The sequence below is a fragment of the Nostoc sp. genome (assembly GCF_036918245.1).
GTDB lineage: Bacteria > Cyanobacteriota > Cyanobacteriia > Cyanobacteriales > Nostocaceae > Nostoc.
In genome coordinates, this window is record NZ_JBALEF010000071.1 from 88,700 (window position 1) to 103,640 (window position 14,941).

Genomic DNA, 14,941 nt, shown 5'->3' on the forward strand with positions numbered 1-14,941 from the left:
GAGATAATATGGCTTTCGGTACTACAAATCCTGACACGATAAATGGGAGTTCGGGAAATGACACCATAGTTGGTTGGGCTAGTGGTGGTAATGCCAATAGTACCTCCGGTAACGATATCTTGAATGGTTTGGCTGGTAACGATTCCCTCGCAGGTGGGACGGCAAACGACAGTCTCAGCGGTGGAGATGGCAATGATACACTTGATGGGGGCACAGGAAACGACACTTTAAAAGGTGGTGCAGGCAGTGACACCTTCAAAGGCAGTCAGGGTAACGACAACATTGATGGTGGAGATGGCATTGATACCGCAGATTACAGTCAATTAGGTCAAAGTATTACCTTGTCAGGTGTTGGAACCATTCAAAAAGCTGGGGGATTGGGAAAAGACCAACTCTTTAAAGTAGAAAAGGTTATTGCTAATGCTAAGGTTGCCAACAATACCATAGATGCATCCCAATCTTTGGCTGGGGTATTTATCACCGCTAACCTGCAAACCCAAAGTTTAGCTGCCAATAACGTTCCTGGTTTGGGAACATTGTCATTTACCGCTGTCAACTTTGATAATGTCATCGGTACAAATGGAAATGACAGCATTGCTGGCGACAACCAAAATAACCAATTATCCGGCAATAATGGCAATGACACACTTAATGGCGGTTTAGGTATTGACACTTTGAATGGGGGAGCAGGTGACGATACTTACATCGTTGACACTACTCTTGATACCATTACAGAGGCTGTGAATTCAGGCATAGATACTGTCCGGTCTTCTGTAAACTACACACTAGGAGCCAATCTGGAGAACCTGAGGCTGAGAGAAGGTGGCAACATTACTGGGACAGGTAACAGTCTTAACAACTTTCTTTTTGGTAATACTTCTAATAACACTCTAAATGGAAGAGTAGGTGATGATACGCTAGACGGTAGTAATGGCGATGATATCCTCAATGGTGAGGACGGTAATGATAGCCTACAAGGCGGGCCGGGTAATGAAATACTCAATGGGGGATCTGGAAACGATATCCTCATTGGTACTTTTCCTGGTAGTCCGCTTCCACCTGGATTAGGGGAAACTGATACCTTAACTGGCGGGCCTGGAGCAGATAGATTTATCCTGGGGGACGCTGTAAATATTTTCTACGATGATAACAACAGCGTAAATCCTGGTTTTGGGGACTACGCTACTATTATTGACTTCGACTCTAGCCAAGATCGAATTGAACTCAAAGGATCTTTACAGGACTACCGCCTGCAAGTTGTTGGAAGCAACACACGAATCTTCTCAAACAAACCGGAAGCAGAACCAGATGAGATCATAGGTATTGCGTTGGGGAAAAACAATCTCAAACTTGATAGTGATGACTTCCTTTTCTTTTAGGGGGAAAATGCTGGAGAAGGTACAAACAACACACTGGCTACCGCTGAAGGATTAGGTTCCTTATCATCAGGCTCAAACATTAATGTTTCAACCCAGATTGCTACAGTTCAACTGGGGGACGGTTCCGATTTCGACTTTTTTAAGTTTTCTTTAGCAAATCCAGGAACTGTCACTATTAAGACAGTGACATCGGGAGATACAGTTCTCGGACTGTTTGATGATAATGGGATTGAGAATTTACTGGAAACGACCGACGATAGTGGCGGTAGCAATTCGTCATTAATTACCAGTTCCCTGGGTGCAGGTACGTACTACCTGGACTTTAGACTAAATGAGGAATGAACAAGAAAAAAAGGGGAGTCTGATTGAACACAGACCCCCTTTTGGCAGAAGCGTCAGAGTTGAACTACCTACCCTCACCTGCCAATATGAAATTTGCCAAACTCCAGGAATTTCGTCAAGCAGCATACAAACATTTAGGTAAAGCAGATGATGTTACTTTTGAATTAACAGATGCAATATTGCTAACTCGTAACGCCTACAGTTTGGCAGACTTATCGCTATCACCAATATTTAGACGTAAATGGCCAAGCATCTATGAAGCATTACAAGATAGCAGACCACATCGGCAGAAATTGATGCAGTTATACATCAAAATAGACTTTTACCCAATATAGACATCACTATTTTGCATGAATTTTGATTCCCTAAACAGACCAATTGCGTCAACGGGTTCAAGATAAATTAGCACAATTATCTTTTGAGTCAATCTCCTCTTTAACAAGTTATGACTTCATCCTTGAAGCTCTGTTTCATCAAGCTTTACTCTATATGGGTTCATAGAGAATTGGTATCAGTAATCTAAAGTTTCCACAAGAAATACAATAAGAAAGGTGCAGCAATGAGAATAGCTAAAAGTTTGACCACTAGAGAGCGAAACATTGACTATTGCTATTTGAGCATGAAAAAATAAGTACTACTAGCGTACTCTCTCTCAAAGAACCTTCTAATAATGTCCGTTGCAAACCTGATACTTTAATAAAGTATCGACTTAAATAAAATACTAATAATTAGACCAACTATTCCAGCAATAAAATCAGCACAAAATAAGTAGAAAAACAATTCAAAACTTGCTTGAATATTTTGGGTATATCTGAAATAAAATATTGCCCAAATCGCTCCAAGCATTCCTAATCAGAGCAGGTTTTCTGGATGTTGGTCAAAGGGAACTTTACTGCTGCTAATCTACCAGAAAGTACAAGTAATGAAGAAGATAATGCTTGGCTACAGCTTGCTCAAAGTATCCCAGCCCAAGACCATAGTCAGACAGAAGAAGCTTTGAAGGAGATTGCTAATTTTTGGATGGCGGAAGATGAAGATGAGTGGATGAATTTTCATCCTCCTAGTTATCCAGACTTTGAAACACCTGTCTGTGCAGTCGCGGCTTTAGCTCGTCATTATGGCTTTACACCCATTTCCATAACTCCTGAGCAATATAGCTTTTTGGAAGCTGGTCTAGCTATACCTGAACCTTCACAGTCACGATGATGGATGAATACCTGCCAGGGATTATGTCTGTCATCTATGGTAATGTATCGCCAGAAGAAGCGATCGCTCAAGTTGAAAAGTAAGCTATTTATAGTAAAGATATTGATGAAAGCGATACCCCCCACTTAGCACTAACATTGGAATTAAAGGGCTTCTTGTGGACAGGGGATAAAAAACTCAAAGAGGGATTGAAACGCAAAAACTTTAACCAGTTCTTTGAAACCAGCAGCTTGTAGGGTAGTCAACATGAGCGCCCCGAAATATAAGGGATGCTCATGCCATCCCACAAAACTAGCAAAATCATCCCGCAAATATGTAACGTCTTATTTTTTTGCTAATCCCTAAGCAGAAGTCATAGTAACAATTGCCACTATGACTTCTACTGCGGTTGAGTATTTCTGAGTCTTAATTTAAATTCCCAACTAAACCTTTGCTTGCAAAGATTTGAGTAACTCGGTATTCACACCCGACTCACGAGTCAGGGCTATTTTGCCAGTGCGGGCGATTTCTTTCAAACCAAATTTTTGCAACACTTGCACGATCGCTACCATTTTACCTGGATCTCCCACAACTTCTAAGGTGAGAGAATCTTCCGCCACATCCACGACTCGCGCCCGGAAAATCTGAGACAATTCGATTACTTCTGAGCGATTGCTGCTACTAGCATTCACCTTCAAAAGCATCAATTCTCGCTCTACACAAGGGGTTTCGGTAATATCCTGGACTTTTAGGACATTGACTAACTTATACAGTTGCTTAGTAAGTTGCTCGATAATGCGATCGTCACCAGGTACAACCATTGTAATTCGGGAGACTCCTCCTTGTTCAGCAGGACCAACAGCAAGGCTTTCAATATTAAAGCCGCGACGCGCAAATAAACTAGAAATGCGGGAAAGAACACCCGCCTCATCTTCTACAAGAACTGAAAGGGTATGTTTCATCTTCGCCAACAGAGGCTAGAGCAGGAATTGAGTAATGCAGACACTAGCAAAGGGCAACGCTAGACCTACTACCGCACTAAATTTTCAGTGCGACCTCCTATTGTAAACTTAACAGCTGCACTCATTGCATTCTCAATCGAGAAATTGTTTAGAAATCATACTGCAAGCAAGAATTTGATTGAATGTATATCTTTTTGTTGGTAGATGCAGCATTTTTGTAAAGCTTTTATACTCAGATTTGATAAGCCTCTAATAGGAGAAAATTTTTTATGGGTTGGTTAAAAAGATTGTTTGGAATGGAAAAACCTCAAAATGCAGAAGTAAATCCGGCTCCACAGGCTGTACAGCAAGCTCCTAGTAGTGATGTCGCTAGTGCTACGCAATCAATACCCCCAGAACGTCTAGGATTAAGCGGAGAATATGACCAAAGTGGTTTAGCAAAGCGGGTTGCGTTGGCATTTGATCAAGACCCCCAACTCGACGATGTTAATACCCTTTGGGTTGCTCAGACGGGTAGCACTGTGGTGTTGAAAGGTAAAGTCCCCAGTCAAGAAATTCTCAACAAAATGATTTCTGTGGCGGGTTCTGTAAATGGTGCTACAGATGTTGACACTAACCAGGCGACGATTGGCTAGGTACTGCTGATGCGATCGCTCCCATTGCATAATATTTAGGAAACAACCAATGGTTGGCGATCGCCAACCCATCTTTCAATCCAATCTAAAATCGCTTGGTTAACTTGTTCTGGACATTCATCATGTGGACAATGCCCGACACCCTCCATATTCAGCAGTTCCAACTTTTCATTATATTGGGCAAATTGGCTAGCCAGGGCTGGCGGAACAAATCGGTCTTTTTGTCCCCAAATTAAAAGCATGGGAATTGTTAAGGTTGGTAAAACTGTCTTGACACTGGGACTAAAATTAATTCCGATCGCAGCTTTAAACAAAGCACTAAACGCCCTCGCAGAACCCTGATCTTGGGGAGGCCCTGCTAAAATTTCGATCAGTTCATCGGTAATCGCTTCTGGATTAGCGTAGGCGAGACTAGCCCAGCGACGCAGCACCCCAGGACGGCGCACGAAGTTAAACACAGGTTTAAGTATCAACGGCGAAGCAACAACATTTTTAATTGCTGTGACGAGTGGACGCAGTACAGGAGGAATTGCTTCTTGTTCTAATGACGGGTCGGGTAAACTCATCATCACCATACCCCGCACCATATCGGGGTGAGTGGCGGCGGCGGCCATCGAAATCAGTGAACCGTTGGAATTGCCTATTAATATCGCTGGTTGACGGATAAATGTTTTCCAGAAATCGTAAACCTGCTCAACCCAAAGTTCGATGCTGTAATTAGCTGCGGCTTTTTCAGAAGCGCCAAAACCCAACATATCTATGGCGTAAACTGTGTGATGCTCACCCAACACCTCTAAATTATGTCGCCAATGACCAATGGAAGCGCCAAAGCCATGTAACAGAATTAGGGGTGTTGTATTGTGGTGATTTTGGCTAGGGCGAATGTAAGTGTAGCGGGTTTGCCAGCCACGCCAAATCCAATCTCTTTGATTACCAACCCGTTCCTGCCAGTGTACCGTAGTGGTCACACTTACCTCCAATTTATCAGCGCTGAAATACCATTATAAGAAAAATACCTTTTGGGCATTGGGCATTGGGCATTGGGCATTGGGCATTGGGCATTGGGCATTGGGCATTGGGCATTGGGCATTAGACCTCTTGCAAAAGTCCCTAACACCCCTCCCCGCAAGCGGGGAGGGGAGACAAAGCGTAGCTTTGGCGGGGTGGGGTTCTTATTTTGGATTTATGCAAGAGGTCTATTGAAAAGAGGCACAGAGGCGGGGTGCTGTTCTTGCTGAGGGGAAAACTCTTGTTCCTATTCCCCATTCCCCATTCCCCATGCCCCATTCCCTATTCCCTATTTACCTAACAAATTGGGGCATAATTTCGGCAGCGGTGAATATTCCATAGATGCCGCGTTGGTGCAATTGTCTACCAGCTTTGAGATAGCCGAAAGCAGGACCGCAGACATTTGCAGCCATACTGGTTTCATCTCCGAGAGTAAATGTATGGGTAGAAATCTTCCCTTCAAAGGTACGTCCTGTTACCTTCACATTGGTGCTGAGGGGCTTTTTGGGATTGCGGGTATCGACTACACCACCAACTGTAACGCGATCGCGCCCCACTATCCCCGCTACTTCTAACATCACATCATCAGCGTGTTCCATATTTTTTAAGGTCAGCACGCCGTTAGTTTTATCTAGTAGTGCTTCTACTTCGGCGTCAGTCATCGCCCTAGCAACTTCTACTGTGTAACCAGGCATGTGGCCGATATCTTCCCGAACAGTGGCGCGGTAAGCTTCCCAGTTCGCAATTCCCACCCCAAAGGTAATTTCAACTTGATGAATTTCGGCATAGCTTTGGGCGGCTAAAGCTGCTGCTGCTGTTAATAGTCCAGGGGTAGCACCACATCCTGTCATATAGGTAATCCCGGCGGCTTGCAGTTCCTCCTTCATCGCTAGGAGTTGTTCTACAGCAGTGGTGCGTTTAATCGCATCTACTAGTACCCCACGCCAACCAGATTTGATAAATTCTTTGGCGACAGTGGGAATAAAGTCATTAGGCAGGTTGGGTAAAGCCAAAAAATACCCATCTACTTCAGCTATTTCGATTAAATCCTGAATACTTTGATTTGTTAATGTACCAATTGGCTCTAAGTAACCCACCGAACCTTGGGACTGATAGGTTGCAATGGATTCTTCAGTATTTAAACCGTCAGCAGCATAAGCGTAGCCTTTATGATCTGCTGCTGCAACTAAAATCATTTCTCGTTTGCCAGCAACTACCTTAGCGGCTGCTTGTCCGAGTCCGCCGAAACCCAATACTCCCACACGTATCGCTGGCGAAATATTTAGAGAATTTTTGATTTTTTCAGAATTCATAGTTAATTCGTTAAGTTGAATCAAAAGCCTTGAGTATTCCGCATCTCAGCTTCCGGCTGGTAACTGGTGGCTGATGGCTGATAACTCAAAGCTATAGAGATTAATTATGATTCATTATCCTGGGTTCTTTAGCCTGATATTGCAGATATTTATCTCTGAGCGATCGCTTTTGAGTTTTTTGACTGAAAATATACCAGATTTAAAGCAATGGTCGCAACTGGCAACCGAGAGGAAGGCTTAAGAATACTGGCTAAACTTGATGTTCTGACAGAATAGAGTTTATCGGGCGATGATGCAAACACTCATCGGAGCGATCGCTTAAAGTGATATGAAGTTGTTAGGATTTTGAGTATTATGAAGCGTATTTGCACTATGTTTAATATTTTTACAATAACTTCATTATCTGCTTTTATATTTGCTAGCACCACTAATTTATTGCTAGTACAGACAGTCATAGCTAAACCAGTACAGACAAAGCCAGTCAATCAACCAATACCATTCAACTCAAAAGTACGAATATATCCTGCAAATAATAGCTTACCAGCAAGCCGTTTGATGACGATTGAAAGCGTTATCAAAAAGTCTAGTAAGATGCAAATAACAGAAGCAAAACTTACAATATATGACGAATTTGCAGCCAAAACAGGAGAATACAAATCATCGATTTCTAACAACCGAATGGTGTGGATAGTAACTGGTTTTGTCCAAGGAGAGTTGAGAATGTCTAAAGGTAGAAGTGTCTGTACTAATAACGCTAAACTTGTGGAAGTAACGGATGCAGAAACTGGCGATTCTTTTGGTAGAAGTATTTACTGTCCTCCAAACAACCAGATAAATTTTATGTAGTAAAGTTGACTTAGAATCAAAACAACTTGCTTTCAGGAGATTGACTTTCATGACATATATCTCCCCAAAAACCCTCACATTTGAAGATTTTATCTCCCAATACCAAGACAATCCCCGCTATGAACTAGCAGATGGAGAACTAATTGACATGGAACCCACTGGCCCGCATGAAACGGTGAGTGGCAAACTTGCAACCCAAATTGGCATCTATAATCATCATTATTGTATTGATTTCTGTAGCAGATACACTACATAATTATTAAAGGTCGCGGATGCTTTGAGGCTGACAAGATAATATTTTTAATCTCTAATTCCATTTGATTTGCATTCTCTCATATCGCTTTTAGTCTAAACTCCAGTCATTTCACCTTATATGTGTTTCTTTAGAGTGATTAAGTTGCACTCTGTGCTAGCTAGATTAGGTATTAGAAATAACTAACAGCTATCTAGTTTTAATCAAGGAGATTATTGATATGGTTGAGAGTAAGCAAGCTTTAGACAAACAGGTTGAAAATGCTAACCGCACGACAACGGGTCAATCCTATGCTGGTTCAACTAGTACAAACATAGATGCTGGAGTATCTGAAATCGAGTATGCTAACCGTACAACAGCAGGTCAATCTTATGCTGGTTCAACTGACACAACCATAGATGCTGGAGTATCTAGACCTGCAAATGCTCCTACAATTACGCCTCAATCCGATGTTCGTCCAGCAAACGGAGGTAGCAATCCTACATTAAATAGAGCACTGATAGGAGGACTCATTGGTGTTACGTTAGGCTCATTAGCTGGCGCTTTCGCTGGTAAAAGAATAGGTAAAGGCTTTAACCACACTATAAAAGGTATAGGAGACGCATCAAAGATTATTGGTGATGGTCTTGGTCAAACAGCAAAAGGTCTAGGAGACGCGGCAAAGAGTGTCGCTGAGGGTACTATCCAAGCTGTTGTAGGTGGTACAATCGACACCGTAGAAGGGGTTGCTGACGTAGCCAAGCAAACGACTGTAGGAACACTAGACGCATTGCAGAGTACAGCAAAAGGTGTTAATCAAGCTGTACAAGTTGCTGGAGACACAGTAAAGGATACAGCACAAAATGTCGCTGAGGGAATTAAGCAAACCACGGTAGCAACACTAGACACAGTACAAAGTACAGCCGAGGGTCTTAATCAAGCTGTACAAGGTGCTACGGACAAGGCAAAAGATACAGCAGAAAATGTCGCTGACGTAGCCAAGGAAACCACTGTAGGAACACTAGACTCAGTAGAGAGTACAGCAGAAGGTGTTAATGAAGCTGTACAAAGTGCTGCGGACAAAGCAAAGGATACAGCAGAAAATGCTAGACCATCTGAAAATCAGAGCAATCAATATAAGCGGAGATAGTTGCAATTAACCCGTAAATCAAGAATGATGAAATTGGTATAGGAGATATAGACCGTACCTCGACCTTGTATATTCCAGATTCAGACCAGACAAAGGGGGTTTTTGGAAAGTCGCTTATGTCTATAAATGAATGAATACCAATAGCTTCTGTTAAAGAAGACTCCTTTTCAGAAAAAATTGCTCGGCTTTAGTGACTCTTAGAAACAGGCGCATAGGATTGCAAACCAATAATTTTCTGAGTTTGTAGCTGAGAGAAGTCTAATAAAGTAGTTTTTAAAGATTAAGGATAAGCAATAGTTGCTTTTTTCAAAGGACATATAGCGTTTCCTAAGCAGATGAAGTACACCCAAATCTTTTTTATCAAGGGTAGTAGCTTTTAAAAGGTACCTCACTAGATCGGGAACCGCTATATACTTATTCCTTCTACTTTAAGGACTACCTGCAAACATAGAAAGTTCATGAATTATTAGTTACTAGACAACTTACGTTTTTCCAACTTAAACTCCGCGAGACTAGGAAAAAAACGTCTAGGTATTGTTTTTCTGTCTTATTACAAAAGAGAAGATTATTATGAATGCAAATCAACAGTTTTCAGAGCAGCCTGAAGGAAATATTGATATCCCTACAGATCAAGCCAATAATTATACAGCAGGTCAAAGCACGAATAATAATTTAGCTAAAGTAGCATTTGGAGCGCTCATTGGTGCTACATTGGGTGCAGTAGCTGCGGCTTTAACTATTAAGGGTACAACCGAAAAAGTTGACAAAACTGTAAAAAGTGTAGGAAATGCAGTAAAGGGTGCCACCGGGAGTTTTAATCAAACTGTAAAAAATGTAGGAAACGCAATAAAGACTGTAGCTGACAGTGTTAACGAAACTGTAAAAGATGTAGGAGATGCTGTTAAAGATACAGCTTTGGACGTTAACAGCATTGCAATAGATACAGTGGATGCTGTTAAAGGTACAGCTGTAGGCGTTAACGATACTATAAAAAATACAGTGGATATTGTTAAGGGTGCAGCTGAAGGTGTTAAAGACACTGTAAAAGGTACAGTGGACGTAGACAAGAGTGCAGTTGAGGATGACACTCCATCTGCTAGTCAGAACGCTAATATACCTAATAACCAGACAACCTACATTTTGGTTCCACTAGACAAAAAGCAGTAACAGGCAAATTCTGCCTTCATCATCAGCACTAAACTTCTCTTGTACAGAAGCGATCGCACTATCCTAAGTATCAAAGCTGTCAATAAACCCCTTGTCAAACGGTTACGACAAGTAATCTATTCCTACGGAATAACTGGAGTTTAGACTAAATCAGTCATGTTCAAGAAAAAAAGGGAGTCTGATTGAATACAGTCTCCCTTTTGGCAGAAGCACCAGAATTGAACTACCATTACTCGCCTGCCAATGACAACTTTGCCTGTCAGCAGTAATTTTAACGCTCATAAATTTCTAATGGTAAATTATCTGGGTCTTTGAAGAAAGTAAATTTCTTGCCTGTAATTTCATCAACTCTGATATTTTCTACCTCTAACCCTTTGGATTTTAAATAAAAAACAGTTTCTTCTACATCATCAACTTGAAAAGCAAGATGTCTTAAACCACAAGACTCTGGTTTACTAGGCCGTTCTGGAGGGTTTGGAAAAGAGAATAGTTCTATTTGAGTATTTTCTGTAACTTGTAAATCTAATTTATAAGAATTTCTGGCGGCGCGAAAAGTCTCTTGAATAATCGAAAAGCCTAAAACTTCTACATAAAAATTTTTTGAGCGATCGTAATCAGAACAAATAATCGCTACATGATGAATGCCAGTGGTTTTCATGTGTACTTCTCAAGCTACCAATCATTTACCGTTAGCACTTTTAGCAGAATTTTACTAGTACACTATAGCGGAAGTTTACCCACCTTTAAACCAAAGTTTAACTTGAGAAATTACATTTAATATGAATTTTAGTTTGAATGCAATACACTTTGACCTCACTTCCATTCCTCTCTCCTAAAAGGGGAGAGGCTTTGAATCTTACTCCCCAACGCTAGTAGGGAAGGGGCTAGGGGTTAAGTCTATATTCTATGCAATTGAGAACCGCTATATAAAATTGGGCGCAAGTAAGAAACTAAAATAAGCAATAGCATAAAGCAATATACTGCAAAAGTCCCTAACACCCCACCCCCAACCCCTCCCCGCTCTTCGGGAGGGGAGACGAAGCGTAGCTTTGGCGGGGTGGGGTTCTTATTTTTGATTTATGCAAGAGGTCTATTATTCATGTGGGTGAAATTGCGATGTCTGAAGCTGAAGATGCAGAAATCATCTGTTGCCTGATGTCTAACTTTTCGCGTATTTAACTAAAATTTATATTTAATCAGCAAAAAGGCTTATTGCTTTCTCAAAACTTCATATTCAATAAGCAAAAAGGCATATTGTTTACTCAAAATGCTTGATTGTTTACTCAAAATGCCTGATTGCTTTCTCATTTCGGTAGATTCAGCAAGTAAAAAGAGATATTGTTTTCTCAAACTCCAGTTTGCTTTCTCATTTCGGTAGATTTAGCAAGTAAAAAGAGATATTGTTTTCTCAAACTCCAGTTTGCTTTCTCATTTCGGTAGATTTAGCAAGCAAAAGGAGATATTGCTTTCTCAAACCCCAGTTTGCTTATTTATTTAAGTAATTCACGTATTGATTTTGGTGTATGGTTGAGCCGAAAGCTTGCGATGTCTACGATGGTCACTGAGCTTGTCGAAGTGCGGGCTATGACGCTCGTTCGCGCCAGCGTGCCGTAGGCAAGACTCGCTAACGCTTCTCTACGAGACGCTGCGCGAACGCTATTCGGCGTCGCGATCAGTTGATTCAGCAAGAATTTTTCAACGGCTTACTGCTGATGCTGGCTTATTGGTTAAATATAAGCGATTGACAAGGGTTTGAAGCGGTGAACCAGTCATTGAAAACTAAGGCTAAACACATTGATTGAACCACGACTACTCAATTGAATGCACAAGTTTAGCCTGAATCCTCAGATATGAATGATCAAGGATTTGACGAGGCATAAATGAGAATTAATGCCTAAATAATGTTAATCAGGGATTTGTTTATAAAACAATACAGTTCAGTTAAGGCTTGATCCTCCCTAACCCTCCGATAAATTGGAGGGAACTAGAGCAAGCCTTTTTAAGGGGAGTGCGATTGGTGCATTTACGCGCACGTAGTTTTGGCTCTTGGGGCTTCGTGTGCAGATCCAAACATGAAGCCAATAACCTTAATTGTTGTTAAGCAAACGCTCAAACTCCGCTCTGACAACTAGGTAACACTCGCAGGTGATATCTTCTAGAGCTAAGCGGTCAAGGATAGTCATTTGCCCGCGACTATAGTTAATTAGTCCCGCTTTCTGAAGAATAGAGGCATTGAGGCTAACAGTGGAGCGATTCACACCTAGCATTATGCTGAGAAATTCTTGAGTCAGTGAAAAAGTGTCTGTCTCTACTCGGTCGAGAGTCATCAGCAGCCAACGGCACATTCGCTGTTCTATTGAGTGCAGGCGGTTACACGCAGCTGATTGGGCAATTTGATTAAACAGCGCTTGTATATATCGTTGTACAATCTGGTACAACGAACTACCTACGGTGACATGAGTTTTAAATGCATCTGCTCTCATCCTTAAGCCAGAGCCAGCAACTTGGATAAAACACTCGCCCGGAATCTTATCGGCTCCCAGGAATACTGGAAGACCCACCATTCCTTCATTGCCCACCGTAGCCACTTCGATTGCCGAACCGTCCATCATCACTGTGAGCATAGAGGCTACGCCATAGTTGAGAAAATAGACGTGCTCAATTGGTTGGTTAGGTAAATAAAGTTCTTGCCTCAACTCTAGAGAGACAACCTCCATATAAGGAGCAAGACGAGAGTATTCCTCAGGGGGTAGGGCAGCTAAAAGTTGGTTTTTCACAAGTGCAGAATGCTTGATACACAGATAGTAAAAGGCTGTTTAAGCCAGTGTTATCTGTATTAAATAAGCGGTAGCAATCAAGAACCTCTGACAAAAGATTTATCTTTTGTAAATATTATATGTTGCCTAAACAACATATAATAATTGTATGTTAGTTATATAACATAGCAGTGTGACTTGTGAAGCTGCTTCAATAGTAATTAGACAATCGCTACTGAGCGCTAAGCACTTGTAAAGAAAAAATGGCGTTACAACAACGACACCGAATTTTGTCACACTTCCCCAATGTTGCCTATAACATAGTGGCGATTGGAGCTTCTGCGGGGGGGCAAAAGCCAATCATCGAAATTTTGTCGGCTTTACCAGCAAATTTCGCGGCGGCGATTATTGTAGTTCAGCACATGAATCCTCTCTACCATAGTCGTCTGGCACATATCCTCAGCCGCTACACAGCCTTGCGGGTAGAGCAGGCAAAATCAGGGCAAATAATGCGTCCAGGGACAGTTTATACTTATGTTCCAGATCGGCACGTAGTAGTCGATGCTAACGGTAGTCTGTCTCTATTAGAGTCGCCAAAGATGAACTTTGTTCGCCCTTCAGTAGATAAACTATTCATGTCGGTAGGACTTAATTACGGAATTCGAGGGATTGGTGTTGTCCTAAGTGGGTGTGGCAGAGATGGTGCTTTAGGAGTGATGGCAATGAAAAAGTATGGCGGCATGACGATTGCTCAAGATGAAACTACTTCGGGGTACTTCGATATGCCTTCGGCTGCTATTGACACCGGGAAAGTAGATTTTGTTCTGACTCCAGAGGCGATTGCCAATAGCTTGTGCAGCCTGGTAATGATGGAATTAGTAGTATAAAGAGTAATTATATTAATTACAGCAGTTTTCATGTATTTGAACCACATCTGTTGTAGGGGCGCAAGGCCTTGCGCCCCTACCGCGTGGTCTATTTACCTGAAAATAGCTGTAAATAGGCAGTTTTGGCTGCTGTTTGCAGCATTGTGGCTGCACTAGCGCGATCGCCTTGTTGCAATTTCGCCTCGGCTAACTGGGTTTGGCGATACTTTGCTTTACTTGAGGTCGGGAATTACCTGAATCAGTCCAGTCTGGAAGGCTTTGTTGTAGGTGATTACAGTTAAACTTTCGAGTTCAGCCTGAGCCATAATCATGCGATCAAAGGGATCTCGGTGGGCAATCGGTAGGCTTCCGGCTCTGAGTGCATGGGCTGTGGTGATGGCAAGTTCAATAAATTTAGCCTGATGCAATCTAGTGAATATTGCTCAACAAGTTGTTTGGCTTCGGGTAGTTTACCCATCCGGTATTTAGTGGCAATTTCCCAAGCAGAAGCACTGCTGACAATAGACCTATTGCAAAAGTCCCTAACACCCCACCCCCAACCCCTCCCCGCTCTTCGGGAGGGGAGACAAAGCGTAGCTTTGGCGGGGTGGGGTTCTTATTTTTGATTTATGCAAGAGGTCTAATAATGCGATGATCTGGGTTGCGAATGATGTCTCGGCAGTCGGTGTGGAGTTTTGGGTCGTCAAAGAGCCACCACAGCAGGATATGGGTGTCGATGAGGTAGCTCATTCCCATTGCTGGAGTTCATCTTCTGGTAGTGGTTCAAAGAAAGCATCGCCGAGTTGTCCTTTTAATAAACCAGGGGTGCGGGGTTGTGTACGTTCTTGACTTAAACCTAGCCGAAAGTAGTGAATTAGATCATAAAGTTCTGCTAGTTTGTCTTCAGGGATGTCTTGCAATTCTTGGACAATCTTCTGGATCAGCATAAGTCAAACTCTTCGCTGGTTGTTAATCGATAAGTTAACGTGAATTCGACGGCTTATATAGTGTCCGCTTAATTAGCTCAATCAAAAAGACCTCTCCCTGATTTTACTACGCAAAATCGTCCCTCTCCGACTCGGAGAGGGACAGCCTTGAAC

The 14,941-nt window shown here is 42.1% G+C and carries 18 protein-coding genes and 1 pseudogene; 12 read left to right on the top strand and 7 right to left on the bottom strand.

Going from position 1 to position 14,941, the window contains the following annotated elements; all coding sequences use genetic code 11:
- Window positions 1-8 precede the first annotated feature (8 nt).
- The 5 genes from V7L12_RS20210 (at window position 9) to V7L12_RS33270 (ending at window position 3,163) form a co-directional block, all read left to right on the top strand.
- Entirely contained in the window at window positions 9-1,379 is a 1,371-nt protein-coding gene (locus V7L12_RS20210; RefSeq protein WP_335086919.1) for a calcium-binding protein, read from the top strand.
- 111 nt (window positions 1,380-1,490) lie between these two features.
- Window positions 1,491-1,721 (top strand): PPC domain-containing protein, encoded by a 231-nt coding sequence (locus V7L12_RS20215; RefSeq protein ID WP_335087194.1) that lies wholly within the window; start codon window positions 1,491-1,493, stop codon window positions 1,719-1,721.
- Between the two features lie 23 nt (window positions 1,722-1,744).
- Window positions 1,745-2,056, top strand: a complete 312-nt coding sequence (locus V7L12_RS20220) for a hypothetical protein (protein WP_335086921.1) — start codon at window positions 1,745-1,747, stop codon at window positions 2,054-2,056.
- Window positions 2,057-2,591: 535 nt separating this feature from the next.
- The gene (locus V7L12_RS20225; protein ID WP_335086922.1) at window positions 2,592-2,927 is read left to right on the top strand and encodes a hypothetical protein; all 336 of its coding nucleotides are present in this window, start codon (window positions 2,592-2,594) and stop codon (window positions 2,925-2,927) included.
- 101 nt (window positions 2,928-3,028) lie between these two features.
- Window positions 3,029-3,163 carry a PIN domain-containing protein gene (locus V7L12_RS33270; RefSeq protein WP_442947903.1) on the top strand — a complete coding sequence of 45 codons (135 nt, stop codon included), beginning with the start codon at window positions 3,029-3,031 and terminating at the stop codon, window positions 3,161-3,163.
- 186 nt (window positions 3,164-3,349) lie between these two features.
- Here V7L12_RS33270 and ilvN read toward each other — a convergent pair whose 3' ends face one another.
- Entirely contained in the window at window positions 3,350-3,868 is a 519-nt protein-coding gene (gene ilvN, locus V7L12_RS20230) for an acetolactate synthase small subunit (protein ID WP_335086924.1), read from the bottom strand.
- A gap of 269 nt (window positions 3,869-4,137) precedes the next feature.
- Between ilvN and V7L12_RS20235 the strand changes: the two genes are divergently transcribed.
- Window positions 4,138-4,503, top strand: a complete 366-nt coding sequence (locus V7L12_RS20235) for a BON domain-containing protein (RefSeq protein ID WP_335086926.1) — start codon at window positions 4,138-4,140, stop codon at window positions 4,501-4,503.
- Between the two features lie 35 nt (window positions 4,504-4,538).
- Here the strand turns inward: V7L12_RS20235 and V7L12_RS20240 are convergent, their stop codons facing one another.
- Both V7L12_RS20240 and bioU read right to left on the bottom strand, forming a co-directional pair.
- Entirely contained in the window at window positions 4,539-5,471 is a 933-nt protein-coding gene (locus V7L12_RS20240) for an alpha/beta fold hydrolase (protein WP_335086928.1), read from the bottom strand.
- A gap of 333 nt (window positions 5,472-5,804) precedes the next feature.
- Window positions 5,805-6,824, bottom strand: a complete 1,020-nt coding sequence (bioU, locus tag V7L12_RS20245; protein WP_335086930.1) for a (S)-8-amino-7-oxononanoate synthase BioU — start codon at window positions 6,822-6,824, stop codon at window positions 5,805-5,807.
- A 189-nt stretch (window positions 6,825-7,013) separates the two neighbouring features.
- On the opposite strand from bioU, the pseudogene V7L12_RS33275 reads away from it, so the two are divergent.
- The 5 genes and pseudogenes from V7L12_RS33275 to V7L12_RS20270 all read left to right on the top strand — a co-directional run.
- Window positions 7,014-7,100 (top strand): annotated as a pseudogene (locus tag V7L12_RS33275) (toxin-antitoxin system HicB family antitoxin); the annotation flags it as partial.
- A gap of 78 nt (window positions 7,101-7,178) precedes the next feature.
- Window positions 7,179-7,670 carry a hypothetical protein gene (locus V7L12_RS20255; protein WP_335086932.1) on the top strand — a complete coding sequence of 164 codons (492 nt, stop codon included), beginning with the start codon at window positions 7,179-7,181 and terminating at the stop codon, window positions 7,668-7,670.
- Window positions 7,671-7,719: 49 nt separating this feature from the next.
- Entirely contained in the window at window positions 7,720-7,926 is a 207-nt protein-coding gene (locus V7L12_RS20260; RefSeq protein ID WP_335086934.1) for a Uma2 family endonuclease, read from the top strand.
- 217 nt (window positions 7,927-8,143) lie between these two features.
- Window positions 8,144-9,052, top strand: coding sequence for a hypothetical protein (locus V7L12_RS20265; RefSeq protein ID WP_335086936.1), 909 nt, complete (start codon window positions 8,144-8,146; stop codon window positions 9,050-9,052).
- A gap of 570 nt (window positions 9,053-9,622) precedes the next feature.
- Window positions 9,623-10,219: a hypothetical protein gene (locus V7L12_RS20270; RefSeq protein WP_335086938.1), complete on the top strand. Its 597-nt coding sequence runs from the start codon at window positions 9,623-9,625 to the stop codon at window positions 10,217-10,219.
- Between the two features lie 271 nt (window positions 10,220-10,490).
- Here the strand turns inward: V7L12_RS20270 and gloA2 are convergent, their stop codons facing one another.
- Window positions 10,491-10,877, bottom strand: coding sequence for an SMU1112c/YaeR family gloxylase I-like metalloprotein (gloA2, locus tag V7L12_RS20275; protein WP_335086940.1), 387 nt, complete (start codon window positions 10,875-10,877; stop codon window positions 10,491-10,493).
- 1,429 nt (window positions 10,878-12,306) lie between these two features.
- Window positions 12,307-12,996 carry a Crp/Fnr family transcriptional regulator gene (locus V7L12_RS20280; RefSeq protein WP_335086942.1) on the bottom strand — a complete coding sequence of 230 codons (690 nt, stop codon included), beginning with the start codon at window positions 12,994-12,996 and terminating at the stop codon, window positions 12,307-12,309.
- A 242-nt stretch (window positions 12,997-13,238) separates the two neighbouring features.
- On the opposite strand from V7L12_RS20280, the gene V7L12_RS20285 reads away from it, so the two are divergent.
- Entirely contained in the window at window positions 13,239-13,862 is a 624-nt protein-coding gene (locus V7L12_RS20285) for a chemotaxis protein CheB (protein WP_335086944.1), read from the top strand.
- A gap of 212 nt (window positions 13,863-14,074) precedes the next feature.
- Here V7L12_RS20285 and V7L12_RS20290 read toward each other — a convergent pair whose 3' ends face one another.
- Complete coding sequence (locus tag V7L12_RS20290) at window positions 14,075-14,269, bottom strand: type II toxin-antitoxin system VapC family toxin (RefSeq protein ID WP_335086946.1); 195 nt, start codon at window positions 14,267-14,269, stop codon at window positions 14,075-14,077.
- A gap of 318 nt (window positions 14,270-14,587) precedes the next feature.
- On the bottom strand, window positions 14,588-14,788 hold the full coding sequence (locus V7L12_RS20295) for a hypothetical protein (protein WP_104905357.1): 201 nt from the start codon (window positions 14,786-14,788) through the stop codon (window positions 14,588-14,590).
- Window positions 14,789-14,941: the final 153 nt, after the last annotated feature.